The following is a 24934-nucleotide window of genomic DNA, read 5'->3' as shown; positions in this document are numbered from 1 at the left end:
AAAAAAAATCCGCGATCGCTCGCGGATTTTATGGGGCGCAGAAAGCTTAGACGTTGAACAGGAAGTTCAGCACGTCGCCATCCTTGACCACGTATTCCTTGCCCTCGGCGCGCATCTTGCCGACTTCTTTCGCGCCGGCCTCGCCCTTGTACTGGATGTAGTCGTCGTAGGCGATGGTTTGGGCGCGGATGAAGCCGCGCTCGAAGTCGGTGTGGATCACGCCGGCCGCTTGCGGGGCGGTGTCGCCGATGTGGATGGTCCAGGCGCGCACTTCCTTCACGCCGGCGGTGAAGTAGGTTTGCAGGCCCAGCAGCTTGTAGGCGGCGCGGATCAGACGGTCCAGGCCCGGCTCCTGCATGCCCATGTCGGCCAGGAAGGCGCTCTTGTCGGCGTCGTCCAGGTCGGCGATTTCCGCTTCGATCGAGGCGCAGATGGCGACGATCGGCGCGTTCTGGGTGGCGGCGTAGGCGGTCAGCTGGTCCAGCAGCGGGTTGTTGGTGAAGCCGGTGTCGGACACGTTGGCCACGTACATGGCCGGCTTGGCGGTGATCAGGCACAGCGGCTTGATCAGGGCCATTTCGTCGGCGTCCAGGCCCATGGCGCGCACCGGCTTGGCTTCGTTCAGGTGCGGCACGATGCGCTCCATGATGGCCAGCAGCTTGGCGGCGTCCTTGTCGCCGGAACGGGCTTTCTTGTTCTCGCGGTGGATGGCTTTTTCCACGGTGCCGAGGTCGGCCAGCGCCAGCTCGGTCTGGATCACTTCGATGTCGTCCAGCGGGCTGACCTTGCCGGCCACGTGGATCACGTTGTCGTCTTCAAAGCAGCGCACCACGTTGACGATGGCGTCGGTTTCGCGGATGTGCGACAGGAACTGGTTGCCCAGGCCTTCGCCCTGCGAGGCGCCGGCCACCAGGCCGGCGATGTCGACGAATTCGACGATGGCGTTGACCATGCGCTCAGGCTTGACGATGTCGGCCAGCGCGCCCATGCGCGGGTCCGGCACTTCGACCACGCCGACGTTCGGCTCGATGGTGCAGAACGGATAATTCTCGGCCGGGATGCCGGCCTTGGTCAGGGCGTTGAACAGGGTGGACTTGCCGACGTTGGGCAGGCCGACGATGCCGCATTGGAGACTCATGAAAAACCTTTACAGTATGGATGTGCTGCTATTTACAGCGTGAAGGGGTCCATTGTACCTTTGTTGGCCTCACACTTCAAAAAACAGGAGACCGCATGACCATGCGCGACGCAACCCGGGAACAGTTCCGCCACTTCCTTTCCATCCCCACGCGGTGGATGGACAACGATATTTATGGACACGTGAACAATGTTGTCTATTACTCGTATTTCGACACGGCGGTGAACCAGTTCCTGATCGAACGCGGCGTGCTCGATATCCACCAGGGCGAGGTGGTGGGCTTCGTGGTGGACAGCGGCTGCGCCTACTTCAGCCCGATCGCGTTTCCGGACCTGGTGCACGCCGGCATCCGCGTGGCCAAGCTGGGCAACTCCAGCGTGCGCTACGAGATCGCCCTGTACCGCAACGACGACACCCTGCCCGCCGCCGCCGGCCACTTCGTCCACGTCTACGTCGAGCGCAGCAGCAACCGCTCGGTGCCGATCCCGGCCAATGTGCGGGCCATCCTGACCACCCTTGAATGACTTGTTTGGTGCTAGACTCTTTTTACTATCGCCCGAACAACTCTTCTTCAGGTCAGGAAATCTTTATGCCCATGTCCCGTCTGCGTACTTCCGTTCTGATCGCCAGCCTGATGCTGGCCGGTGCTTACACTTTGCCGGTACAGGCGGCGCCCGCCGTGACTGCGGCCAAGGCCACGCAGGCGCAGAAGCAGCTGGCGAAGCTGGCGGCGGCGTTCCATACGGCGCGCTGCAAGTTCGATCCGCTGCTGTTCGGCACCGCCAACGGCGACAGCCGCTACAACGATCAGATCGGCTTGGCGATTTCGCCCAAGGTGCGCGCCGCGCAGTTCATCCAGTACCGCGCGCTGCAAAAGCAGCTGATGACGGTGCGCCGCGACCAGCTCGGCGACCAGGACCAGCTGACCTACGATCTGTTGAGCTATGAACTGAACAACGCGATGCAGATGGAGTCCTTCCCCGACCACCTGCTGCCGCTGAACCAGATGGACAACGTGCCGAGCACCCTCGCCAACTACGCCAACGGCGCCGGCTCGCAGCCGCTGAAGACGGTCAAGCAGTACCAGGCCTATCTGAACCGCCTGAACCAGCTGCCGGCGTGGATAGACCAGGCCATCGCCAACATGAAGGAAGGCATGCGCACCGGCGTGGTGCTGCCGAAGACGATCACGGTGGCGATGCTGCCGCAGATCCAGAACCTGCGCGCGGCCACGCCGGAAGCGAGCATCTACTACTCGCCGGCGACGCGCTTCCCCGCCGACTTCTCCGACGCCGATAAAAAGAAACTCGCAGCCGCCTACCTGAAAACGGTGGACAGCAAGATCGCGCCGGCCCTGACCCGCTTGGTCGATTTCCTGGAACGCCAATACCTGCCGGCCGGCCGCGCCAGCAGCGGCTTCAGCGCCCTGCCGAACGGCGCGGCCTGGTACGCCGCGCACATCCGCGACAGTACCAACCTGCCGCTGACGCCGGACGCCGTGCACGCGCTGGGTCTGAAGGAAGTGGCGCGCATCCAGCAGCAGTTCACCGAACTCGCGCCCAAGCTCGGCTATGACGGCCCGGCCAAGCAATTGCCGCAATGGGTGAGCGCGCAAGCCAGCTACAACATCTTCACCAGCGACGAGCAGGTGCTGGACGCCTACCGCGCCATCTACGCGCAAGTGCAGACCAAGCTGCCGGCCTACTTCAGCCTGGTGCCGAAAGCCAAGCTGGAACTGGTGCTGGAACCGGAGCTGACGCGCGCCACCGCCTCGGACCACTACACGCCATCGGCGGCGGACGGTTCGTATCCGGGCGTGTTCTGGCCGGTAGTGAATGATCCAAAAACTTATAGCCGGGTCGACATGGTCAGCCTGTTCCTGCATGAAGGCATCCCGGGCCACCATTTGCACGCGGCGCTGCTGAAGGAAATCGAGCTGCCGGACTTCCGCAAGTTCAGCACCGAGAATCCGAACAGCGCGGCGTTCACCGAGGGTTGGGCCTTGTATTCGGAAACGCTGGGCAAGGAGTTGGGCTTGTATGAAGATCCGGTGGCCTACTACGGCCACCTGAACGCCGAGATGCTGCGCGCCGCGCGGCTGGTGGTCGACACCGGCATCCACGCCAAGGGCTGGACGCGCGAGCAGGCCATCAGCTATCTGATGGACGTGCTGGGCTGGAGCGAGCCGCGCGCGCGTAACCAGATCGAGCGCTACATGGTGCTGCCGGCGCAGGCGCTGAGCTACAAGGTCGGCTCGCTGAAGATCCTGGAACTGCGCGCCCGCGCACAACAAGCGTTGGGCGACAAGTTCAGCTACCAGAAATTCCACGAGGTGGTGATAGGCGATGGCACGCTGCCGATGCCGATCCTGGAGCAACGCGTCGACCGCTGGATCGCCAACGCAAAGTGAGTTGACGGGCTTTAACGCTTCCGATTGTGGCAATGTTGCAAATATGATAGCTTGCAGGATTGCCACAAGGGAGCCGTTCCATGGAATTCCTTTTGTTTGTGCTGGGCCTGTTTACGCTGAGCGTCGCCTGGCGTGCGCGCAGCGATGCGCGCCAGTCGAGGAAGATTGCGGATGAACTGAAACGCGAGCTGGCCGCGCTGCGCGAAGACTGGGCCAGGCAGCGCGTTTGGCAGGATGCGCCGGCCAAGGCGCCGGCAGCGGACGCCCCGCCGATGCAGCCCGAGCGGCCGAAGCCGCCAATGACGGCGCCCATTATTTCAGCCATGCCCGCAGTGCCGATGCCGGCGCCTATCGCTCCGGTGGCGCAGGTCACGCCGGCCGTGTCGGCCGCGCCAGCCCTCGAAGCGCCTCCTCCGCGCCGGCCTGCGCCTGCATCCCAGCCGCCGCGCTGGCTGCTGGCCGCCAAGGCCTGGCTGTTCGGCGGCAACCTGGTTGCCAAGCTGGGCCTCCTGATCCTGTTCATCGGCGTCAGCTTCCTGCTCAAGTACACCGCCGCGCGCGTCAGCGTGCCGATCGAATTCCGCCTGGCCGGCATCGTGCTGGCCGATATCGCCCTGCTGGCCTGGGCCTGGCGCATCCGCCTGAGCCGGCCCAGCATCAGCCTGCCGGTGCAAGGAGCGGCGCTGGCCGTGCTGATGCTGGTCACCTTTGGCGCCTTCCGTCTCTACCACCTGATCCCCGGCGGCATGGCGTTCGCCCTGCTGCTGGTGCTGACCGTCTTCACCTGCGTGCTGGCGGTATTGCAGGACGCCATGTGGCTGGCCATCTTCGGCATCGTCGGCGGCTTCGCCACGCCGATCCTCGCCTCCAGCGGCGGCGGCAGCCACATCGGCCTGTTCACCTATTACGCGGTGCTCAACGCCGGCGTGCTGGCGCTCGCGCTGCAGCGCTCGTGGCGCTTGCTGAACCTGCTCGGCTTCGCCTTCACCTTCGTCATCGGCACCTCCTGGGGCGTGCTGCGCTATGCGCCGGAAAACTACCTGTCGGTGCAACTGTTCCTGCTGCTGTTCTTCGTGTTCTACGTCTCGATACCGCTGGCCTACGCGCGCCAGCAAGCCGTCAAACTGAAAACCTATGTCGATGGCACGCTGGTGTTCGGCACGCCGATGCTGGGCTTCGGCCTCCAGTTCAGCCTGGTGCACGACACGCCCTTCGGCGTGGCGTTTTCCGCGTTGGCGCTGGGCCTGTTCTACATCGGCCTGGCGACCGCCTTGCGCCGCAAGCCGACGCTGGCACTGCTGTCCGACGCCTTCCTCGCGCTGGGCGTGGTGTTCGGCACGCTGGCCATTCCGTTCGCGCTCGACGGCCGCTGGACCTCGGCCGCATGGGCGCTGGAAGGCGCCGGCATCGTCTGGATCGGGCTGCGGCAAAAACAGAAGATGGCATGGATATTCGGGCTGCTGGTGCAGGCCGGCGCGTGGCTGTCGTTCCTGGGCACCGTCAGCGGGCTGTCGCCGCAAACCGCCGTCGAATCGAACCTGTGGCTGGGCTTTATCCTGCTCGCCATTACCGCCTTCCTGATGGCGACGCGCTTCCGGGCAGAAGGCGAGCAGGGCAAGAAATTTGCCGTGCTGGCCTCGCTGTTCCTGGCGTTCGCCAGCGTGTGGCTGATCGCCGGCGCCTGGACCGAAATTTTCCTGCGCACGGACGGCGCCGCGCAAGCCAACCTGCTGACCATCAGCGCGCTGGCGGCCGCCATGGCGCTGTACTACATCGCCCGCAAAATGGCGTGGCGCCTGGCCGGCATGTTGGCACTGGCCGCGCAAGGCGTGGCGGGCGTCATGCTGGCCGTGCTGGCACTGCAACAATGGAACTGGAACGAGGTATCGCCGTTGCTGTTCGACAAGCCGGTGCTGGGCGCCTTCCTGATCTGCGCCGGCGCCCTGTTCAGCGGCTGGGCGCTGATGCGCAACGGCGGCGACGCGCCGGGCAACAACAGCTATGGCCTGTCGCGCCTGATGACGCTGTGGGCCGGCCTGTGGTGGTATGTCGTCGTCATGCCGGACGTGGCGGGATGGCTGGGCGTGCGCTACCAGCTGTTGTCCGGCGTCGAATGGCATGCCGACGCCGTGCTGAGCATGTCCTGCTACGGCATGCTGGTCGCCGCCAGCGCGCTGCTGGTGGCATGGCTGGCGCGCCGGCTGCAATGGACCTCGCTGCGCACGCTGGCGACGCCGGTGTGGTTTGCGCTGACGGCCGCCACGCTGATGCTGCTGGCCGCTTCCTATCTCGACAACCAGCTGCCGCGCGCGGCGGCCTGGCTGGCGTACGCGGCGCTATGGCTGGCGGGCGAATGGTTGATGCGCACCTGGCAAGCCTACGGCTGGCCGCTCGGCGCGGTGCCGCTGCGGCTGCTGCACATCGTCCGCACCGGCGGCCTGTGGCTGATGATCTGGCCGATGGCGGCGCACTGGATCGCGCGCTGGCTGCACGGCGACGGCAGCCTCGAAAACTGGGATACCAGCGCCAGCTGGGTGCGCTTTATCCCGGCCTGGCTGATGATGGCGGCCATCGGCTGGCTGATGCAGCGCAGCCGCGCCGGCGGCTGGCCGGTGTCGCCGCTGGCCGAGTGGTATCAACGCCGCCTGATCCCGCTCGCCTGCGGCTGGGCGCTGCTGCTGGTGGCGGTGTGGAACCTGACGCAGAATGGCGCCATGGCGCCGCTGCCTTACGTTCCGCTGGTCAATCCGCTCGACCTGACGACCTGCTTTGCCATGCTGCTGGCGTGGAGCTGCTACCGCCTGCAAGGCGCGACCGTCGCCGCGCAAGCGCCGCGCCTGCTACTGGCCGGCGCGCTCACGGCGTACGCCTGGTTCAACCTGGCCTTGCTGCGCGCCGTCTCCAACTACATGGCGATACCGTATAGCTTTGACGACCTGTTCGCCTCGCAGTTTGTGCAGGCCATGCTGTCGCTGGTATGGAGCGTGAGCGCGCTGCTGCTGATGCGTTACGCCGCGCGGCGCGCGCTACGTCCGGTGTGGATAGGCGGCGCGGCCTTGCTGGCGTTGGTTGTAGCCAAACTGTTCCTGGTCGATTTGTCGAACGTGGGCGGGGTCGAGCGCATCGTATCCTTCCTCGGCGTCGGCGCGTTGATGGTGGGCATAGGCTATATCGCGCCGTTCCCGGCGCAGAAGGAGAATGCATGAAGAAAGTACTGATCGCCGCGTGGACCGTGTCCGCATGGGCCGCCGCCGCGCCCAGCGATGCGCCGCAGGATTACACCCACGTACTGCCGCTGACGGCCGGCGCGCAGCAAGGCGTGCTGCAAGTGCGCCTGCCCAAGGAAGTCTATCTGCACGCGCGCTCGCCCATGCTGAACGACTTGCGCGTGTTTGACGCCAGTGGCGCGGCGTTGCCGTTTGCACTGCGCTCGCCGCCGGTGGAATCGCAGCTCAGTCACCGCGACCTGGCGCTGAAAATATTCCCCTTGATGAGCAAGGGCGGCCCGGCCTCGCAACTGAATCTGGACGTCGACGCCACCGCCGACGGCCGCCTGCTGTCGGTCAAGGTCAAGCCCGACCTTGGCGAGGACGCTGCGCATCCGCCGCGCCTGTCCGGACTGGTAATGGACCTGGGCAAGGAAGCCACGCAGATCGGCGCCCTGCGCTTCACCCTGCCGCCGGACCAGCGCGAATACAGCGCGCAGGTATGGCTTGAAGTCAGCAGCGATATGAAGCGCTGGGAGACCATCGGCGCGGCCGAGCTGAACTGGCTGGTCAACCGCGACGCGCAGACACTGGTCAACGACCGGCTCGACTTCGCGCCGCGCGACTTCCGCTACGCCCGCCTGAGCTGGCGCAACGGCACGCCGCTGCAGTTCGCCGCCATCACGGCCGAACAGCCGATCCGCACCGACACCACGCCGGCCGGTGATCAACTGCTGCTGGCGCCGGTGGCAGGCCGCCAGCCGGAAGACCTGATGTACAACGTACCGGTCGGCATCGCCCCGAACAAGGTCGGGCTGCAATTCGGCGAGGCCAATGTGGTGCTGGCAGGCCAGCTGGGCGTCTACCGCGACGTCCCGCCACGCCATGTCGGGCAGGCCGGCTGGCGTTTCGATCCGCTGCTCAACACCACCTTCTACCGCATCACGCAAGGCGAGCAGGTGCGCAGTTCCGGCGACCTCGACGTGTCGCCCGTGCATGCGGCGCAATGGGTGCTGCGGACCACGAAACCGGCCGCCGTCAAGCCGCAGCTGCGCCTGAACTGGCAGCCCGGCACGCTGGTCTGGCTGGGCAATGGCAACGGACCTTATCAGCTGGCGGTGGGACGCCCGCGCGCGGCGCCGGCGGCCAGCAGCATCGAGCAGGTGGCGCCGGGCTTTACGGAAGCCGAGCTGCAAAAACTGGAATACGCCAGCGTCGGACCGGTGCGCGCGCAGGAAGGCAGCGCCGGCCGCGACAGCGCCGCCGATCAGGAAGCGAGCGCCTCGGCGCAGCAACGGCTGATCGCCTTGTGGGGCGTGCTGCTGCTGGGCGTGGCGGTGCTGGGCTTTATGGTTTGGCGGCTGGTGCGCTCATCACGTTCATCACCGCCAGCGTCATAGCCTGGGCGGCGGTTTTGATCGACGGCTCCGGCACCGGCGCGTAGTACGGCGAGTGGTTGAAGGCGATCGGCTTGCCGCCCTTCTCCGCCGCCGCCAACACTTTCGGGTCGTACACGCCGGTGAAGAAGAACATGCCCGGCACGCCCTGCATCACGTATTGCGAGAAGTCTTCGCTGGCGGTCATGGCCGGCATGCGCAAGACGTTGGCATCGCCGAAGGTTTGTTTGAGCACGCCCTCGGTGCGGGTCACCAGCGCGTCGTTGTTGTCGATGGCGACACCGCCCGGAATCAGCTCGACGTCCGGCGCCGGCGCGTCGGCCATGGCGGCGGAGGCGTTGGCGATGCGGCGCACGCCGGCCAGGATTTTTTCGCGCACGGCCGGGCTGTAGGTGCGGATGGTGCCGCGCACTTTCACCGAGTCCGGAATGATGTTGCCGACCGTGCCGCCGTTGATGGCGCCGATGGTAACCACTCCGAATTCCTTCGGATCTTTTTCGCGGCTGATCACGGTCTGCACGTCCACCACGAAGCGCGCGGCGATGGTGATCGGGTCGAGCGCCTTGTCCGGCGCGGAGCCGTGGCCGCCGCGTCCCTTGAAGGTGATTTCGATGGCGTCCGAATTCGACGACACCGCGCCGCTGTTGTAGCCGATGGTGCCGTAGGCCAGCGGCCACGAATGCAGCGCGAAAGCGTAGTCCGGCTTGCCGAAACGCTTGAACAGGCCGTCGGCCAGCATGGCCTTGGCGCCGGACACGGTTTCCTCGGCCGGCTGGCCGATGAACATCAGCGTGCCTTTCCACTGCGATTTCAGGGTCACCAGCGCGCGCGCCGCGCCCAGCCAGGCCGTCATGTGGACGTCGTGGCCGCAGCTGTGGGAGGCGCCGTTCTTGCTGGCGTATGGCAGGCCGGATTTTTCATCCATCGGCAGACCGTCCAGTTCGGTGCGCACCAGCACCAGCGGGCCTGGGCCGTTTTTGTAGATGGCCACCACGCCGGTCTTGCCGACTTTTTCCGTGACTTCAAAACCGATCTTGCGCATTTCCGCCGCCAGCTTTGCGGCCGTGCGCACTTCCTCGAAGGCGATTTCAGGGTTCGCGTGCAGATCCTTGTATATCACTTCCAGTTGCGGATAGATGCCGTTGATGACGGCGCCGGCGTCCTGCGCCTGCGCGCCGGTGGTGACGGCGGCCAGTAGTGCGACGATCGGTAAGAATTTCATCGGTGGACTTTCCTTTCAGTCGGTGTGCAACTTGGTGGTGGCGGCGGGGAATTCGCCTTTGACGATCTGCGGCAGGTGTAGCAGGGATTTTTCAATGCAGCGTTCGATCAGTTCCTGGTCTTCGCGGCGCGGACGGTGCAGCACGAAGTCGGCCACCTGCTGCGCCAGGTTCAAGGTGCGCGGATGACCGATGCCCAGGCGCAGCCGCCAGTAATCTTGCGTGCCGAGCGCGGCGGTGATGTCTTTCAGGCCGTTGTGGCCGCCCGAGGAGCCGCCTTTTTTCAGGCGCACGGTGCCGGGCATCAGGTCCAGCTCGTCGTGCACGACCAGTACTTCGTCGGCGTTGATCTTGAAGAAGCGACACAGCGCGCCGACCGACTGGCCGGAGCGGTTCATATAGGTCAGCGGTTCCAGCAGATACACTTCCTGGCCGGCGATGGAGGCCTTGGCGAACATGGCGTTGTACTTGGATTCGCGCTGCAGGCGCGCGCCGACGTCGTTGGCGAGGTTGTCCACCAGCCAGAAGCCGGCGTTGTGGCGGGTTTGTTCGTATTCAGGGCCGGGATTGCCGAGGCCAACGATGAGACGGATAGGCATGAGGAGGCGACGATATGATTGATGTGTTGATTATGACGAAAAAAAACCCGCCAGCGGCGGGTTTCTTCTAAGTAGGCAAGAATTACTTCTTGGCTTCTTCTGCGGTTGCAGCAGCTTCAGCAGCAACGTGGCCAGCTGGTACCGATGCGGTAGCGATGGTCAGGTTGTTGCCGTGGGTGACAGCGGTCACGCCTTTTGGCAGGGTCAGGTCAGCAACGTGAACCGAGTGGCCAACGTCAACGTTGGTCAGGTCGACGGTGATGAATTCTGGCAGGTCTGCTGGCAGGCATTCGATTTCGATTTCGTTGGCAACGTGGCTGATGGTTGCGCCGTGCAGCTTAACAGCTGGCGAAACTTCAGCATTGGCGAAGTGCAGAGCCACTTTCATGTGGATCTTCTTGTTGGCATCAACGCGCTGGAAGTCAGCGTGCAGAACCAGTTGCTTGAACGCGTGCATCTGGAAGTCGCGCAGCAGCACTTTCTGTGCTTTGCCGTCGATTTCCAGGTCCAGGATCGACGAGTGGAACGCTTCTTTTTTCAGCGCGTGGTACAGGGCGTTGTGGTCCAGGGCGATGTTCACTGCTGGCTCGGTACCGCCGTAGATGATGCCAGGGGTTTGGCCCGAATTGCGCAGGCGGCGGCTCGCTCCGGAACCTTGCAATTCGCGTTTGAATGCAACTACTTTCATGTGATACTCCAATATATAACAGGGCTTGCGCCCCGTGTTATGAAGCGCCCCGCGACCAGGCGCGCTTCGGGAAAAACGGCGCGCCCGGTTGAAAACCGGGCGCGCCGCTCAAAAACTTTGCTTGTCTATCGAGGCTTAGTCGATAAACAGGGAGATCACGGAATCGCCCTTGATGATGCGTTTGAAGGTCTCTGCCAGCAGCGGTGCGCAGGTCAGTTGACGGATCTTGGCGCAGCCCTTGGCGGCGTCCGACAGCGGAATCGTATCGGTCACCACCAGCTCATCCAGCGACGAGTTGTTGATGCGGTCGATCGCCGGACCGGACAGCACAGCGTGGGTGCAATACGCCACCACTTTCTTGGCGCCGCGCTCTTTCAGCACTTCCGCCGCCTTGACCAGGGTACCTGCGGTGTCGACCATGTCATCCATGATCACGCAGTTACGGCCTTCAACTTCACCGATGATGTTCATCACTTCGGACACGTTGGCCTTCGGACGACGCTTGTCGATGATGGCCAGGTCGCAGCCCAGGCGTTTCGCCAGGGCGCGCGCACGCACCACACCGCCGACGTCCGGGGACACCACCAGCAGGTCTTCGTTGTGCTTTTTCTGCAGGTCGCCCAGCAGAATCGGCGAAGCGTAAATATTGTCGACCGGGATATCGAAGAAGCCCTGGATCTGGTCTGCGTGCAGATCCATGATCAGGACGCGCTCGACACCGGCTTCTTCCAGCATGTTCGCGACGACTTTGGCCGAGATCGCAACGCGCGCCGAACGTGGGCGGCGGTCTTGACGGGCGTAACCAAAGTAAGGGATGGCGGCGGTGATGCGGCCGGCCGATGCGCGTTTCAGGGCGTCAACCATCAGGATCAGTTCCATCAGGTTGTCGTTGGTCGGAGCGCAGGTCGATTGCAGGACGAACACGTCTTTACCGCGGACGTTTTCGTTAATCTCGACCATTACCTCGCCGTCCGAGAATTTCGAAACGTTTGCCTTGCCGAGAGGGATGCCGAGATTTTTTGCGACTCCTTCTGCCAACGCAGGATTAGCGTTGCCGGTAAAAACCATCAGGTTTTCGTAAGCCATGGGAGTCCCAGAGATGTCGTAGAAGTTTTTGAAAGACGCCAGCGGAAACCGCGTGGCACTGAACTAAGTAGAATGAGGCGCATCGTGCGCCTCACTTTTTGCTTTACCTGGCCGGAGACTAGCGCCTCGACGGATCCAGATACAAACGAATGGCAGGGGAACAAGGATTCGAACCTTGGTATGCTGGAATCAAAATCCAGTGCCTTAACCAGCTTGGCGATTCCCCTACGCAACTGACTGCTTGTCGTTACAGGCCAGTATTGTACTAGCCTTTTTCACGCTTCGCAAATTCTTTTTTGCCGCTTCACAACTTCGCGATGATCGGATGCTGTTTCAGCGCTTTTGCCCTCCAGGCTGTCCACTTGGCAGGCACTTTTGCAAGTACCGCGTCGGCGTCCGCCTCGGTTGCTACCGCACTGAACACACATGCACCGGAGCCAGTCATCCTGGCATCACCGTAAGCACTGAGCCATTCTACCGCTTCTGCTACCGGCGGGAATAACTTCGTTGCTACCTGTTGCAAGTCGTTCTTTCCAAACCCTGATATTTTAGAGTGGCTGGAAAAGTCCGCTATATTAACGGCCGGCGTGTCCCTTGTCAAATGTTCTGAACCAAAAATTGCAGCGGTGGGCACCATCACGCCCGGTTCGATGACGACATACCAACATTCCGGCGCGTTCACCGGCTGCAGCGCCTCCCCTACCCCTTCGGCAAACGCGGTCTCGCCGAAGATGAAGAACGGGATGTCGGCGCCCAGCGGCAGGCCCAGGTCCATCAGTTCCTGCTTGCTTAGTCCGGCGTTCCACAGCTTGTTCAGCGCCATCAACGCGGTGGCCGCATCGGACGAGCCGCCGCCGACGCCGCCGCCCATGGGCAGCAGCTTGTCGATGGCGATATCGACGCCGCGCGGTAGCGCACCGGTGCGGCGCAACACTTCAGCCTGCAGTAGCTTGGCCGCGCGAATAATCAGGTCGCTCTCTTCCGGCACGCCGGGCAAGTCGGTCACGCGGCGCAGCGCCTGGTCGTCGCGCAGCGTGAAGTGCAGCTTGTCGCCGTGGTCGATCAGCTGGAACACGGTCTGCAGCAGGTGATAGCCGTCGGCACGGCGGCCGTTCACGTGCAGGAATAAATTGAGCTTGGCCGGAGCCGGACAGTCGAGAAGTTCGTTCATGCCGGCATTTTACTGCGCGGCAGGATCGATGACGATGCGGATCGCCATGTCGTCCACGGCCTGGCCCAGCGCGATGCGGGTGACGTCGATGCGCTTGGGCTGCGGCACGGCGGCGGTGTCATCTTGCCAGCTCATGTACTCCAGCTTCCAGCCGTCGCGCGTGATGACGTTGTCGTTGGCCGGCGTGGCGACGAAGCGTTTGCCCTCGCTGTCGATGGCGTAGCCTTGCAGCCAGTCGCGCAGGCCGGACACCGGCAGCGTCCAGCCCAGCGCCTGCTGGGTCAGCGTGTCGAGGTCGGGTGCGGTGCGCGGCGCCTTGCCGCTTTCCTTCAGCGTGGCCGAGGTCGGCGTGACGTTGATCACTGCCACCGTCTGGCCGGTCGGCGAGATCAGGCTGACGTCGGTGTTGGCCTTGGTCTGCTGCCAGGTGAACTTGCCGTTCAGCGATTCCTTCTTGCCGTCGCGGCTGTAGTTGATGGCGATGCGGCCGGCCAGGTCCACGCTGTCGCGGTACGGCGCCACGGCGGCGGACGAACGCGGCGCGGCGGACATGGTGGCGCAACCGGCAAGTACAGCGGCGGCAACGGCGATCAGGAAGGGGCGTGCGAGCGTATATCGGGTCATTTATAAACTTTGCTTGAGACGCGCCAGCGTGCTTTTCAGCGCGTCGTTTTTCGGATCCTTGGCCTGGGCTTCCTTCCACATCTTTTGCGCGCCTTCCAGGTCGCCCTTGGCGTGCAGCACCTCGCCCAGGTGCACGGCGATCTCGGGATCGTTGCGCAGCGCGTAGGCGCGGCGCAGGAAGGATTCGGCCTCGTTCAGGTTACCCATGCGGAACTGCACCCAGCCCATGCTGTCCATGATGAAGGGATCGCCCGGCGCCATCTGCATGGCCTTGTCGATCAGCGCGTGGGCTTCCGGCAGGCGCTCGTTGCGTTCGGCCAGCGAGTAGCCCAGCGCGTTGTAGGCGTGCTGGTTGTCCGGCGCGGCGATCATCACCTGGCGCAGGGATTTTTCCATCAGCTCCAGCTGGCCGAGCTTTTCCGCCACCAGCGCGAAGTCGTACAGCAGGTCGGGATTGTCCGGATAGCGCTTGATGGCGTTTTCCAGCACCACATAGGCGGCGCGGTGATCGCCGGCGTCGCGCAGCAGTTGCGCATCGGTCTGGAACACCTGCGCCTGGTCGGCCGGATCGGTCGGCTTGAGCTCGGCCAATTGCTGGCGGGCCTGGTCGACATTGCCTTTGCGGGCCAGCAGCACCGCCATTTTCATGCGCGCCGCCAGGTAGATTTTTTCATCGCCGCCTTCGATCTTTTCCAGCCAGTTGTAGGCCTGGTCCACGTCGCCGCGCTGCTCGGCGATTTGCGACAGGATCATCAGCGCCTTGGCCGGATCGCGCTCGTCGTTCGGATGGTCCTCCAGCGCGCCCACAAAGCGGGTGAAATACTTCTCCGCTTCCGGCAGGTCGTTGTTCTGCATGCCCATCACGCCCAGCGCGTACAGGGTGGCGATATTGTCCGGCTGGTCTTTCAGCAGGATCAGGAATTGTTTGCGGGCGTCGTCGAACTGCTTGTTGTCGACCAGGATGCGGGCGTAGGCGGCGCGCACCTCGCGTGCGTTCGGGTATTTTCCCAGGAAGCCGGTCAGCATCTTCATGGCCGCCTCGATATCGCCGGACACCTGCGCCGTGGTCAGGATGGCCAGCTCGGAATCAGGCTTGATGGCCATGGCCTTGGCGGCCTCCTCGCGGGCACGGGCCAGGTCGTTGAGGCCGAACGCGCCTTGCGCCAGGATCAGGTGCGCCTCCAGCGTGCCCTCATAGGGCATCAGCACGCGCTCCTCCAGCTTGAAGGCGGCGGCCTTGTCCTTGGCGCGCAGCAGGAATTGCTGCATCTGGAACATGGCCAGCGGCCGGGCGGCCGGCGGCGCCTCCTTCAGGCGCTGCTCGAAAACGACTTCGGCTTCGTCGAGGCTATCGGCCACCACGGCGAAGCCGAGGAAGTACTGGGTCGCCTCGTCCGAGTCCGGCGCCAGGCTGCGCCACAGGCGGATGGCCGACAGCGCCTCGCCGTTCTGCCTGGCGGTGAGCGCCATTTCGACGGCGCGCCGCGCCAGGCGCGGATCGCGGGTTTGCTGCGCCAGCGCCATCATGGTGATGTAGGGCCCCTGCCACTGGCCCTGTTTGAACTCCAGTTCAGCCTTGGTGAGGCGGAACAGCAGGTCGCCGGTCAGCTCGGTATTGGGCAACACCTCCGGGACCGGCGCCGGCGCCTCGGCCACAGGGGCGGCCTCGGCCTCAGCCGGCGGCGTGGCGACGGACTCGGCCGGCTTTTGCGGCGCCACGGCGCACGCGGACATCAAGGCGGAGAGAGTTACAATGGCGAAAGCGTTTTTCAAGAGAAATCCTGGCAGGTCAGCAAAGTCAGTCAGATTTTACGCCGTTCGTAACACGCGCGGAGTTTGACTAGTGTAACCAAATATTCCGTTAGAGCCACATCGATGCCAGAATTACCAGAAGTTGAAGTCACCCGGCGCGGTGTAGCGCCCCATATCGAGGGCCGCATCGTGCGCGCGGTGGTGCTGCGGCGCGAGGGCCTGCGCTGGCCTTTCCCGCCCGCCCTGCCCGAACTGCTGGCCGGCCGGCTGGTGCTGCGCACCGGCCGTCGCGGCAAATACTTGCTGATACATTTCGAGCACGGCACGCTGATCATCCACCTCGGCATGTCCGGCCATCTACGCGTGCTGGCGCCGGGCATTGATCCGGAAAAACACGACCATTTCGATCTCGAAGTCGAGGGCGCGGACGGCCAAGGCCCGCAGGTGCTGCGCATGAAAGACCCGCGCCGCTTCGGCGCCGTGCTGTGGCATGACGCCGCCGACGGCGAACTGGAGCATCACGTGCTGCTGCGCGGCCTGGGCGTGGAGCCGCTGGAACCGGGCTTCAGCGGCAAATTGCTGTACGATCAAACCCGGCAGCGCAGCGCGCCGGTCAAGCAGGTGCTGCTGGCGGGCGATATCGTGGTCGGCGTGGGCAATATCTATGCGTCGGAAAGCCTGTTTCGCGCAGGCATCAACCCGAAGACCCCGGCCAAGCGCATCAGCCTGGCCCGCTATGAGAAACTGGCGCAGGCCGTGCGCGAGATCCTGGCCGAAGCCATTGTCCAGGGCGGCAGCACGTTGCGCGACTTTATTAGCGTCAACGGGCAATCCGGGTATTTCCAGCAGACCTATTTCGTCTATGATCGAACCGGCGTGCCTTGCCGCGTGTGCGCGGCCCCGGTACGGCAGATCAAGCAGGGGCAGCGCTCCACGTTCTATTGTGTGAATTGCCAAAAATAAGGGCAGGCAGATGATGGTCAGGGATTTCGAACAATACAGCGCCTGGCGGCAAGGCGTGGTCACCGCGCTGCGTAACTACCAGGCGTGGGTGGCCGGCGCGTCCCTGACCGACGCCGCCACCGAGCAGCGCATCGTGCGCAACCTGGCGCGGCTGGAGGACGACAAGCTGTCGGTGGCCTTCGTGGCCGAATTCTCGCGCGGCAAATCGGAACTGATCAACGCGATTTTCTTTGCCGACTACGGCCAGCGCATCCTGCCCTCCGCCGCCGGCCGCACCACCATGTGCCCGACCGAGCTGCTGTGGGACCCGGGTTACGCGCCATCGATCCGCCTGCTGCCGATCGAAACGCGGGCCGAGAACCTGTCCACCAGCGACTACCGCGAACAGCCGGCCGCCTGGACCGTGCTGCCGCTGAACCTGGAGGCCGGCGCCGAAATGCACGAAGCCTTCAAGCAGGTCAGCAAGACGCGCTACGTGCCGGTCGAGGAAGCCAAGCGCTACGGCCTGTACGACGAGGACGATCCGGACATGCCGGTCACGCTGGACGAGCACGGCCAGGTGGAGATTTCGTTCTGGCGCCACGCCATCATCAACTTCCCGCATCCGCTGCTCAAGCAGGGGCTGGTGATTCTCGACACGCCGGGCCTGAACGCCATCGGCACCGAGCCGGAACTGACGCTGAACCTGATTCCGAACGCGCATGCGGTTCTGTTCATCCTGGCCGCCGACACCGGCGTGACCAAGAGCGACATCGAAGTCTGGCGCAACCACATCGGCGCCAGCGCCGGCCGGCTGGTGGTGCTGAACAAGATCGACAGCATGTGGGACGAGCTGCGCAGCGAGGACGACATCAACGCCGAGATCGAGCGCCAGCAGGCCAGCGTGGCCCATGTGCTGGCCCTGGAGCCGAGCCAGGTGTTTCCGGTGTCGGCGCAGAAGGCGCTGGTGGGCAAGATCAACCAGGACGTGGCACTGCAGGCGCGTAGCCGCCTGCACGCACTGGAAGGCGCGCTGTTCAACGAGCTGATTCCGGCCAAGAAGGAAATCGTGCGCAAGCAGCTCAGCGATGAATTGCAGGCGCTGAGCACGGCGCAGCTGGGCATGCTGAATGCGCGCATACGCGGCATCGTCGAGCAACTGCACGAGCTGAAAAGCTTGCGCGGCAAGAACCAGAGCGTGGTGGCGCACATGATGCGCCGCATCGACGTGGAGAAAAAGGAGTTCGACGCCAGCCTGTTCAAGTTGCAGGCCACGCGCGCCGTGTTCACGCGCCTGTCGACCGAGCTGTACACCTGCATGGGCATGGATATCGTGCGCGACGATATCGACCTGGTGCGCGAGCAGATGCAGCGCAGCCGCTTCTTCACCGGCGTGCGCGAGGCAGTGCGCGGCTATTTCGAGCGTACCCGCGCCAACCTCGATGCGGCCGAAGGCAAGACCATCGAGATCACCGAGATGATGGGCGTGATGTACCGCCGCTTCTCCAGCGAGCACGGCCTGACGCTGGCCCTGCCGCTGCCGTTTTCTCTGGCGGCCTACCGCGACGAGCTGGCCAGCATCGAGGCCATCTACGCCAAGACCTTCGGCACGGCGACGCTGCTGACCACCAGCCGCGTGACCTTGATGGAGAAGTTCTTCGACACCATCGCCTCGCGCGTGCGCGGGTGCTTCAAGTCGGCCAACAACGATGCGGAGGCGTGGCTGAAGGTGATCATGGCGCCGCTGGAAGCTCAGATCCGCCAGCACAAGGATCAGTTGAAACACCGGCTGGGATCGATCCAGCGCATCCACGATGCGACCGACAGCCTGGAACAGAAGATCGACGCGTTCGAGCGCAGCCAGCAAGAACTGGAAGCGCAGAAGGCGCGTCTGAATGAATTGGCCGGTGCCATCAGCATCGCCATCAACGCGGAATTTGTGGCGCTGGACGCCGCTGCCTGAATTTAGGAACAGAATGAAAGTTGTAGCAGTAGAGAATTTTGCCGATCCCAGTTTCTCGGCCGACCTGATCGGCTGGCAAAAAGTCCATGGCCGCCATGTGCTGCCGTGGCAGAACACCCGCGACGCCTACCTGATCTGGCTGTCGGAAATCATGCTGCAGCAGACCCAGGTCTCCGCCGTGCTCGGCTACTACGCGCGTTTCCTCGAACGCTTCCCTACCCTGCGCGACCTCGCCGCCGCGCCGGTGGAGGATGTGATGGCGCAGTGGAGCGGCCTCGGTTACTACACGCGGGCGCGCAACCTGCACAAGTGCGCGCAGCGCGTGGTGGCCGAGTACGATGGCGTGTTCCCTTCCGATCCCGTGCTGCTGGCGGAATTGCCGGGCATCGGCCGTTCGACGGCGGCGGCGATCGCGGCGTTTTCCAGCGGCCGGCGTGCCGCCATCATGGACGGCAACGTCAAGCGCGTGTTCGCGCGGGTGTTCGGCATCGATACCTATCCCGGCGAGCGGAAGACCGAGGAAGCCATGTGGCGGCGCGCGGAGGCGTTGTTGCCGGAAGTTGGCATCGAGTCGTACACGCAAGGCTTGATGGACATGGGCGCGACGCTGTGCACGCGCAGCAGTCCGTCATGCGAGCGCTGCCCGATGCAGCCGCGCTGCGTGGCCTTCGCCACCAGCCGCACCAAGGATCTGCCGGTGCGCAAGCCGAAGAAAGCCACGCCCGAGAAGCACGCGGTGATGCTGGTGATTGTGGACGGCGGTCAGGTGCTGCTGGAGCAGCGTCCGCCGAGCGGCATCTGGGGCGGGCTGTTGTCGCTGCCGGAGCTGGATGGCCATGTGGCGGCCGAGGACGATGACGTGGAGCCGGCCGATCACGATGCGCTAATGCGCGCGGTGGGGAAATTTGGCGAGATGGAGTCTTACGAGCGCCTGTCGACTGTGACGCATGTGTTCACGCACTACAAGCTGCACATTGCGCCGCACCGGGTGACGCTGGCGCGGCGGCTGGCGTTGGCTGCCGAGTCCGGCCACGTCTGGCTGGATGCCGCCGACATCGCCGACGCCGCGCTGCCGGCGCCGGTGAAAAAACTGCTACTGGAACTGGTGGGCGACCGCAGCGCCGCGCAGCAGCGCATGTTCTAAAGGTATTTGATCGCAGCGATAAATATTGCCGCAACGCTGATCTGCGAGCCGAACATCCACTTCAGCAGCATGGTGTTTGAACGCTCGACTTTCGCTTCGATTCGGGCAAATCCAGTGTCCATCTGGCTGGAGAGTTCTGCATGCACGAGGTCAATCTTGGCGTGGACTTTTGAAAATTCCGTACCGATTTGCTGGTCCATGATCGCCTCTCTACATGTCTCAAGGCAGGTAGCGCGCCATCGCGAACACCACGCCGGCGATGGCGATTGCCGTGGCGACGAACCACTTGATGATACGCGCTTCAAGCTTGGCGATCAGGGTATGCGTGCTGGCGATCTCCACATGCACTTTGCCGAATTGCACGGCGACATCCTCGCGGAACGCCAGCAGCTCAACCTTGGTGGCGTAGGTGTTCCGCATTTCTTCCCTGAACTGCTTGATGAAGTCCATGACCTCGCTCTCCATGGCGGCCTCCGATGAAGTGCTTTCATCATCGGCCGCGCAAGCGGCGCCGTCAAGCTGGACGCTTGCGCTGCTTGCGCCCGGTCAAAGCTCGTCGAGCGAGAACAGGCGGCGGTGTTCGCGGATGGCGTAACGGTCGGTCATGCCGGCGATGTAGTCGGCGATCTTGCGGGCCTGCTTGTTGAGGTCGCCTGAATTGTCCTGGTAATCGGGCGGCAGCAACACCGGATCGGTCATGAAGGCGTCGAACAATTCGCGCACGATGCGGCTGGCCTTCACCCGCATGCGGTTGACCTTGTAATGCCGGTACAGATTCGCATACAGGAAACGCTTGAGCTCGGTGGCATCCTTGCGCATGCCATCCGAAAAGCGGATCAGCGGCGCCGCCGCGCGCACGTCGTCGATATGCTTGGGCGCGGCGTCGGCGATGCGCGCGCTGGAGGTGACGATCAGGTCGTCCGCCAGCGCCGTGATCAGCCGGCGCAAGGTTTCATAAATCGCCCGGCGGCCCGACAGGCCGGGGAAAGTCTGCTGCACGTCGCGCCACAGGCGCGCGAAGAAATCCACCTGCTCCAGCTGCTCGATGGTGATCAGGCCGGAACGCAGGCCGTCGTCGATGTCATGGCTGTTGTAGGCGATCTCGTCCGCGAGATTGGTCAGCTGCGCCTCCAGCGACGGCTGGGTGCGGTCGATGAAGCGCTGCGCCACCGGCCCCAGCACCCGCGCATTGTTCAGCGAGCAGTGCTTGAGGATGCCCTCGCGCGTCTCGAACATCAGGTTCAGGCCGTCGTAGGCGCCGTAATGCTCTTCCAGCTCGTCGACCACGCGCAGGCTTTGCAGATTGTGCTCGAAGCCGCCGTGGTCCTTCATGCATTCGTTGAGCACGTCCTGCCCCACGTGGCCGAACGGCGTGTGACCGAGGTCGTGCGCCAGCGAAATGGCTTCCACCAGATCCTCGTTCAGGCGCAGGTTGCGCGCCAGCGAGCGGCCAATCTGCGCCACCTCCAGGCTGTGCGTCAGCCGGGTGCGGAACAAATCGCCTTCATGGTTGAGGAACACCTGGGTTTTGTACTCCAGCCGGCGGAAGGCCGAGGAGTGGATGATGCGGTCGCGGTCGCGCTGGAACTGGCTGCGCGAGGCGTGCGCGGTTTCAGGATAGAGTCGTCCCGCACCGCCCTCCGAATGGGCGGCGTAGGGGGCGAGGAACTCTTCCGGCAGCATGGGCTTAAACGCAGGCCGCCAGCGTCGCCAGCAGCAATTCCTGCGGCGCGTTGGTGATCTTCGGCGAACCGAGCGGATTCATCAGGATGAACTTGATGGCGCCGCCCTCGTTCTTCTTGTCCACTTCCATCGCTTCCAGCCAGCGGTCCACGCCCAGGTCAGGCGCCTTGACCGGCAGGCCGGCGGCGGCGATCAGCGTGCGCACGCGCTCCACCGTGGCTGCATCGATCAGGCCCATGCGGTGCGACAGGTCGGCCGCCATCACCATGCCGCAGCCGACGGCTTCGCCGTGCAGCCAGGCGCCGTAGCCCATGCCCGCCTCGATGGCGTGGCCGAAGGTGTGGCCGAAGTTGAGGATGGCGCGCAGGCCGCCCTCGCGCTCATCCTGGCGCACCACGTCGGCCTTGATTTCGCACGAACGGGCGATGGCGTAGGCCAGGGCGCCCTTGTCGCGCGCCATCAGCTTCTCGATATTGGCTTCGATCCATTCGAAGAACGCCAGGTCGATCACGGCGCCGTACTTGATCACCTCGGCCAGGCCGGCCGACAGCTCGCGCGCCGCCAGGGTTTCCAGGGTCGAGGTATCGGCGATCACCGCGCGCGGCTGGTAGAAGGCGCCGATCATGTTCTTGCCCAGCGGATGGTTGATGCCGGTCTTGCCGCCCACCGAGGAATCGACCTGCGACAGCAGCGTGGTCGGCACTTGGATGAAGTCGATGCCGCGCATATAGCTGGCCGCCGCATAGCCGGTCAGGTCGCCGATCACGCCGCCGCCCAGGGCGACCAGCGTGGTCTTGCGGTCGGCCTTGGTTTCCAGCAGGGTGTCGAAGATCTGCATCAGGCTGGTCCAGTTCTTGAACTCTTCGCCGTCCGGCAGGATCACGGTGGTTACTTGCTTGCCGGCATCACGCAGGCCGGCCTCGATGCGTTCGAGATACAGCGGTGCCACGGTGGTGTTGCTGATGATGGCGACCTTGGCGCCATGCACATGGCGCGCCAGCAGTGCGCCGTCGTCGAGCAACGACGGGCCGATGGAAATCGGGTAGCTGCGCTCGCCCAAGTCTACGTTCAGGAGGATGTTGGATTGGTCGTTCATCGATGGTTCGGCGTGAGTGACGCAGTTGGGCGAGGCTTCGCAAGCGAGGGCGTCCAGCTGGGTCAAAATGGTCTGAACCATCGATTGTACGTTAGGACGGCCGGTATCGATGATCAAATCGGCAATTTCCATGTACAGCGGATCACGCACGGCCATCAGCTCGTCGAGCTTTTTGCGCGGATCGGCGGTTTGCAGCAGGGGCCGGTTCTTGTCGTGCGCGGTGCGCTGCAGGATGCTGTTGACGGTGGCGCGCAGGTAGATCACGGTGCCGCGCGCCTTGAGATAGGCGCGGTTGTCGGGATTGAGGATGGCGCCGCCGCCGGTGGCCAGCACCAGCCCGGACTGGCCGGTCAGCTCGCGGATGACGTCGGCCTCGCGCCGGCGGAAGCTGGCCTCGCCCTCGATTTCAAAGATCCACGGGATCGAGGCGCCGGTGCGCGCCTCGATCTCATGGTCGGAATCAACAAACTTCAGCCCCAGCTTGCGCGCCAGGATGCGGCCGATGGTGGTTTTTCCTGCCCCCATCAGGCCGACTAAATACACGTTTTGCTGCATTCAACATCCACATTAGAAGGTGTTACTGCACTCCGGCACGACCCCGTATGGACTCAGCACGCCCGGCGGGCTGATGGTCTGGGTAGCGTAATCGGTGCTTAATCCCGTCAAGTGTACCAGAGCGGTGTAGCTGGACTCCGTGCCGCTGGCCTGACCGCGTATCGTCAGGTTCACATCGAGCCAGTAAACCCGGTCTTTCGGGTAGACCAGCGAGACCATGGCGCGGCCGCTGACATCGGTGGTCACATTCGGCGTGACGGTGACCGGGATGCCGGGATCGAGCGCTTTGTTGAGGTTGTAATCCTCGCCCAGATCGAGGATGCCGTTGTTGTTGACGTCCTCGTTATTGCAGCCCACGCGCACGGCCGGCGCCCATGGGCCGGCCGGCAGCTTGTACTCCAGGTTGCCCTTGAAATACTGCACCGGTAGCACCGAGGCGGTCAGCTTGATGCCGGGCACGGCGTTGCCGGCGGCATCGGTGACGATCACCGCGTAGTCCATCTGGTAGGTCGCGCTGCTCGGCACGCCAACGGTGTTGCCGGTGCCGGCGCTGATGAACAGCGACTTCGCCCCCACCGTCAGCCTGGCGATGGCCGACGGACCGGAGCCGCCGATCAGCTTGGCCTGGATCTGCACGCCATCGGTGGCGGTGGCGGCGGTGCCGGCGATGAAGCTGGTGGTCGCCACGCCGTCGGAACCGGTGGCGACCACCGCCGGCTGGGTCAGGGAGCCGCCGCTCGGATCGCTGATGATGGAAAAGGCCACGGTGGCGTTCTTGACCAGGTTGTTCTGCGCCGTGCCGTCGCGCACGATGGCGCGCAACGTGGTTTGCTGGCTGTTGCTGCCCGGCGTGTTGACGCCCACCACGGCCGGATCGGCCTGCACCGAAATGGTGGTCAGGGCCGTCACCGGCACTACGAATTCCAGATCGGTCTGGGTGGTCTGGCCGCCGGCGTTCGCGGTCAGGGTGGCCACGCCGGGGCTGGTGGCGTCGATATAGGCCGAGGCGGCGCCGCCCGACAGCGGCAGCGCCGCGCCCAGCACCGTGGTGCAGTTGGCGTTGCCGTAGATGGTGCCGCGCGAGCTGCTGATGATGACGCTGGTACCCGGCGCGTTCACCACCGACACCTGCTGGCAACCGCCGATGGGCGCCGTGGCCTCCGGGTTGCCGATGCTGTCGAGCACGCGCATGGCGAAGGTCGAGGAATTGATGGAGATCCCGACCGAGGCGATCTCGCCCATCGAACGAACGGTGATCACGTCGGCCGAGCCGCCGCTGGCGGCGTAGGTCAGCGTCAGCTGGCCGCCGGCGTTGGTCACCGCCGCGCCGCCGCCCTTGACAGTCAGCGAGTTGGCGTTGGAACTGAAGGTGACCGGCTTGCCGACCAGCGCGTTGCCGGCCGAGTCCACCAGCTTGAGGGTGACGTCGGCGCTGGCGCCGGCGTTGATGGTCGGCGCCGCGTTGATGGTGAGGCGGTTGCCGCTGACGTTGATGACGGTGGTCACCGACGCCGCGCCCGGCACGGTGGCCGTGATCTTGATGGTGCGCGAAGTCGGGTCGCCGCCGGTGCCCAGTTTCTCCGACACGATGCCCTGCGCGTTGGTGGTGCGGTTGGTCAGCGTGAGGCTGCCGGAATCGGACTTCAGGTCCACCACCACGCCCGGCATGACGGTGTTGTTGGCGTCGCGCACCAGCGCGGTGACGGTGACTTCACTGCCGGCGCTGCCGGCCGAGCCCAAGGTGCCGGAGTCGGTGGTCAGCGACAGCACCGGTACGGCGGTCACCACGTCGATCTTGATCGCCGCCGAGGTGGCCGCGCCGACGTTGGCGGTCACGGTGATGGTGCGCGGCGTGCTGTCGCCCTTGACGCTGAGCTTTTCCACCACCCGGCCGGCGGTGTCGCTGATGCGGTTGGCGCTGCTGATGGCGCCCGAGCTGGTGGTGAAATTGACAGTCTCATTGGGCAGCGCATTGCCGCCGGCGTCCTTGACGATGGCCGTCAGCGTCACCTCGGTGCCGTCCAGGCCGGACGAGGCGATGGTGGTCGCGCTGGAAGTCAGCGTCACGCTGGCCACCTTGGACGGCGTGATGCCGGAACCGTTGCTGCCGGGCGAGCCGCCGCCGCCGCCGCACGCGGAGAACAAGCCGGCACAGGCCAGCACCGTCAGCCATGCAGAGAATTTTTTCATGAAACGTCCATCCCAGTCTAGGTGTATCAAAGTCTGCCGAATCAAAATCTGTCGAATCAAAATCCGTTGC

The 24934-nt window shown here is 64.3% G+C and carries 20 protein-coding genes and 1 tRNA gene; 7 read left to right on the top strand and 14 right to left on the bottom strand.

Annotated features, from left to right (window positions below; all coding sequences use genetic code 11):
- Positions 1 to 46: 46 nt before the first annotated feature.
- Positions 47 to 1138 (bottom strand): redox-regulated ATPase YchF, encoded by a 1092-nt coding sequence (gene ychF, locus ACXZ1M_RS15970; protein ID WP_459048652.1) that lies wholly within the window; start codon positions 1136 to 1138, stop codon positions 47 to 49.
- 101 nt (positions 1139 to 1239) lie between these two features.
- On the opposite strand from ychF, the gene ACXZ1M_RS15965 reads away from it, so the two are divergent.
- The 4 genes from ACXZ1M_RS15965 (at position 1240) to ACXZ1M_RS15950 (ending at position 8154) form a co-directional block, all read left to right on the top strand.
- Complete coding sequence (locus ACXZ1M_RS15965; RefSeq protein ID WP_459048651.1) at positions 1240 to 1662, top strand: acyl-CoA thioesterase; 423 nt, start codon at positions 1240 to 1242, stop codon at positions 1660 to 1662.
- A gap of 65 nt (positions 1663 to 1727) precedes the next feature.
- A complete protein-coding gene (locus ACXZ1M_RS15960; RefSeq protein WP_459048650.1) occupies positions 1728 to 3548 on the top strand; it encodes a DUF885 domain-containing protein in 1821 nt (606 codons plus the stop codon).
- Between the two features lie 80 nt (positions 3549 to 3628).
- A complete protein-coding gene (locus ACXZ1M_RS15955) occupies positions 3629 to 6754 on the top strand; it encodes a DUF2339 domain-containing protein (protein WP_459048649.1) in 3126 nt (1041 codons plus the stop codon).
- A complete protein-coding gene (locus tag ACXZ1M_RS15950; RefSeq protein WP_459048648.1) occupies positions 6751 to 8154 on the top strand; it encodes a DUF3999 family protein in 1404 nt (467 codons plus the stop codon). Before ACXZ1M_RS15955 ends, ACXZ1M_RS15950 begins: the two co-directional genes overlap by 4 nt.
- Here the strand turns inward: ACXZ1M_RS15950 and ACXZ1M_RS15945 are convergent.
- From ACXZ1M_RS15945 to ACXZ1M_RS15910, 8 genes are all read right to left on the bottom strand, one after another.
- Positions 8102 to 9373, bottom strand: a complete 1272-nt coding sequence (locus ACXZ1M_RS15945) for an amidohydrolase (protein WP_459048647.1) — start codon at positions 9371 to 9373, stop codon at positions 8102 to 8104. The two genes, ACXZ1M_RS15950 and ACXZ1M_RS15945, sit on opposite strands and share 53 nt — an antisense overlap.
- 15 nt (positions 9374 to 9388) lie before the next feature.
- Positions 9389 to 9970: an aminoacyl-tRNA hydrolase gene (pth, locus tag ACXZ1M_RS15940; RefSeq protein ID WP_459048646.1), complete on the bottom strand. Its 582-nt coding sequence runs from the start codon at positions 9968 to 9970 to the stop codon at positions 9389 to 9391.
- Between the two features lie 82 nt (positions 9971 to 10052).
- Positions 10053 to 10658 (bottom strand): 50S ribosomal protein L25/general stress protein Ctc, encoded by a 606-nt coding sequence (locus tag ACXZ1M_RS15935; protein ID WP_459048645.1) that lies wholly within the window; start codon positions 10656 to 10658, stop codon positions 10053 to 10055.
- Positions 10659 to 10793: 135 nt separating this feature from the next.
- A complete protein-coding gene (locus ACXZ1M_RS15930) occupies positions 10794 to 11744 on the bottom strand; it encodes a ribose-phosphate pyrophosphokinase (RefSeq protein WP_373990179.1) in 951 nt (316 codons plus the stop codon).
- 150 nt (positions 11745 to 11894) lie between these two features.
- Positions 11895 to 11971: transfer RNA gene (locus ACXZ1M_RS15925), tRNA-Gln, on the bottom strand.
- Between the two features lie 77 nt (positions 11972 to 12048).
- Entirely contained in the window at positions 12049 to 12915 is an 867-nt protein-coding gene (gene ispE, locus ACXZ1M_RS15920) for a 4-(cytidine 5'-diphospho)-2-C-methyl-D-erythritol kinase (protein ID WP_459048644.1), read from the bottom strand.
- Positions 12916 to 12924: 9 nt separating this feature from the next.
- Entirely contained in the window at positions 12925 to 13539 is a 615-nt protein-coding gene (locus ACXZ1M_RS15915) for an outer membrane lipoprotein LolB (RefSeq protein WP_459048643.1), read from the bottom strand.
- Complete coding sequence (locus ACXZ1M_RS15910; RefSeq protein ID WP_459054026.1) at positions 13540 to 15273, bottom strand: tetratricopeptide repeat protein; 1734 nt, start codon at positions 15271 to 15273, stop codon at positions 13540 to 13542.
- Between the two features lie 141 nt (positions 15274 to 15414).
- Here ACXZ1M_RS15910 and mutM point away from each other — a divergent pair, with 141 nt between their 5' ends.
- From mutM to mutY, 3 genes are read left to right on the top strand one after another with little or no spacing between them, the layout of a single operon-like run.
- Positions 15415 to 16254, top strand: a complete 840-nt coding sequence (gene mutM / locus ACXZ1M_RS15905; RefSeq protein WP_459048642.1) for a bifunctional DNA-formamidopyrimidine glycosylase/DNA-(apurinic or apyrimidinic site) lyase — start codon at positions 15415 to 15417, stop codon at positions 16252 to 16254.
- A gap of 13 nt (positions 16255 to 16267) precedes the next feature.
- Positions 16268 to 18196 carry a dynamin family protein gene (locus ACXZ1M_RS15900; protein WP_459054025.1) on the top strand — a complete coding sequence of 643 codons (1929 nt, stop codon included), beginning with the start codon at positions 16268 to 16270 and terminating at the stop codon, positions 18194 to 18196.
- Positions 18197 to 18209: 13 nt separating this feature from the next.
- Entirely contained in the window at positions 18210 to 19340 is a 1131-nt protein-coding gene (mutY, locus tag ACXZ1M_RS15895) for an A/G-specific adenine glycosylase (protein ID WP_459048641.1), read from the top strand.
- On the opposite strand, the gene ACXZ1M_RS15890 is transcribed toward mutY, so the two are convergent.
- From ACXZ1M_RS15890 to ACXZ1M_RS15870, 5 genes are all read right to left on the bottom strand, one after another.
- Positions 19337 to 19540, bottom strand: a complete 204-nt coding sequence (locus tag ACXZ1M_RS15890) for a hypothetical protein (RefSeq protein ID WP_459048640.1) — start codon at positions 19538 to 19540, stop codon at positions 19337 to 19339. The two genes, mutY and ACXZ1M_RS15890, sit on opposite strands and share 4 nt — an antisense overlap.
- A gap of 19 nt (positions 19541 to 19559) precedes the next feature.
- Positions 19560 to 19805, bottom strand: a complete 246-nt coding sequence (locus tag ACXZ1M_RS15885; RefSeq protein WP_459048639.1) for a hypothetical protein — start codon at positions 19803 to 19805, stop codon at positions 19560 to 19562.
- 81 nt (positions 19806 to 19886) lie between these two features.
- A complete protein-coding gene (locus tag ACXZ1M_RS15880) occupies positions 19887 to 21023 on the bottom strand; it encodes a deoxyguanosinetriphosphate triphosphohydrolase (RefSeq protein WP_459048638.1) in 1137 nt (378 codons plus the stop codon).
- Positions 21024 to 21027: 4 nt separating this feature from the next.
- Positions 21028 to 22674 (bottom strand): bifunctional shikimate kinase/3-dehydroquinate synthase AroKB, encoded by a 1647-nt coding sequence (gene aroKB, locus ACXZ1M_RS15875; protein ID WP_459048637.1) that lies wholly within the window; start codon positions 22672 to 22674, stop codon positions 21028 to 21030.
- Between the two features lie 12 nt (positions 22675 to 22686).
- A complete protein-coding gene (locus ACXZ1M_RS15870) occupies positions 22687 to 24864 on the bottom strand; it encodes a beta strand repeat-containing protein (RefSeq protein ID WP_459048636.1) in 2178 nt (725 codons plus the stop codon).
- Positions 24865 to 24934 lie beyond the last annotated feature (70 nt).

The organism is Duganella paludis, assembly GCF_054461335.1.
This window is presented reverse-complemented; position numbering and strand designations above follow the sequence as displayed.

Excerpts from the sequence above, each read along its gene's own strand:
- pth (WP_459048646.1), bottom strand. The coding sequence starts at position 9,970 with ATGCCTATCCGTCTCATCGTTGGCCTCGGCAATCCCGGCCCTGAATAC.
- ACXZ1M_RS15955 (WP_459048649.1), top strand. The coding sequence starts at position 3,629 with ATGGAATTCCTTTTGTTTGTGCTGGGCCTGTTTACGCTGAGCGTCGCC.
- ispE (WP_459048644.1), bottom strand. The coding sequence starts at position 12,915 with ATGAACGAACTTCTCGACTGTCCGGCTCCGGCCAAGCTCAATTTATTC.
- ACXZ1M_RS15890 (WP_459048640.1), bottom strand. The coding sequence starts at position 19,540 with ATGGACCAGCAAATCGGTACGGAATTTTCAAAAGTCCACGCCAAGATT.
- ychF (WP_459048652.1), bottom strand. The coding sequence starts at position 1,138 with ATGAGTCTCCAATGCGGCATCGTCGGCCTGCCCAACGTCGGCAAGTCC.
- ACXZ1M_RS15935 (WP_459048645.1), bottom strand. The coding sequence starts at position 10,658 with ATGAAAGTAGTTGCATTCAAACGCGAATTGCAAGGTTCCGGAGCGAGC.
- ACXZ1M_RS15915 (WP_459048643.1), bottom strand. The coding sequence starts at position 13,539 with ATGACCCGATATACGCTCGCACGCCCCTTCCTGATCGCCGTTGCCGCC.
- ACXZ1M_RS15870 (WP_459048636.1), bottom strand. The coding sequence starts at position 24,864 with ATGAAAAAATTCTCTGCATGGCTGACGGTGCTGGCCTGTGCCGGCTTG.
- mutM (WP_459048642.1), top strand. The coding sequence starts at position 15,415 with ATGCCAGAATTACCAGAAGTTGAAGTCACCCGGCGCGGTGTAGCGCCC.
- ACXZ1M_RS15880 (WP_459048638.1), bottom strand. The coding sequence starts at position 21,023 with ATGCTGCCGGAAGAGTTCCTCGCCCCCTACGCCGCCCATTCGGAGGGC.
- ACXZ1M_RS15950 (WP_459048648.1), top strand. The coding sequence starts at position 6,751 with ATGAAGAAAGTACTGATCGCCGCGTGGACCGTGTCCGCATGGGCCGCC.
- ACXZ1M_RS15960 (WP_459048650.1), top strand. The coding sequence starts at position 1,728 with ATGCCCATGTCCCGTCTGCGTACTTCCGTTCTGATCGCCAGCCTGATG.
- ACXZ1M_RS15965 (WP_459048651.1), top strand. The coding sequence starts at position 1,240 with ATGCGCGACGCAACCCGGGAACAGTTCCGCCACTTCCTTTCCATCCCC.
- ACXZ1M_RS15945 (WP_459048647.1), bottom strand. The coding sequence starts at position 9,373 with ATGAAATTCTTACCGATCGTCGCACTACTGGCCGCCGTCACCACCGGC.
- ACXZ1M_RS15885 (WP_459048639.1), bottom strand. The coding sequence starts at position 19,805 with ATGGAGAGCGAGGTCATGGACTTCATCAAGCAGTTCAGGGAAGAAATG.
- ACXZ1M_RS15910 (WP_459054026.1), bottom strand. The coding sequence starts at position 15,273 with ATGTCCGCGTGCGCCGTGGCGCCGCAAAAGCCGGCCGAGTCCGTCGCC.
- mutY (WP_459048641.1), top strand. The coding sequence starts at position 18,210 with ATGAAAGTTGTAGCAGTAGAGAATTTTGCCGATCCCAGTTTCTCGGCC.
- aroKB (WP_459048637.1), bottom strand. The coding sequence starts at position 22,674 with ATGCAGCAAAACGTGTATTTAGTCGGCCTGATGGGGGCAGGAAAAACC.
- ACXZ1M_RS15930 (WP_373990179.1), bottom strand. The coding sequence starts at position 11,744 with ATGGCTTACGAAAACCTGATGGTTTTTACCGGCAACGCTAATCCTGCG.
- ACXZ1M_RS15900 (WP_459054025.1), top strand. The coding sequence starts at position 16,268 with ATGGTCAGGGATTTCGAACAATACAGCGCCTGGCGGCAAGGCGTGGTC.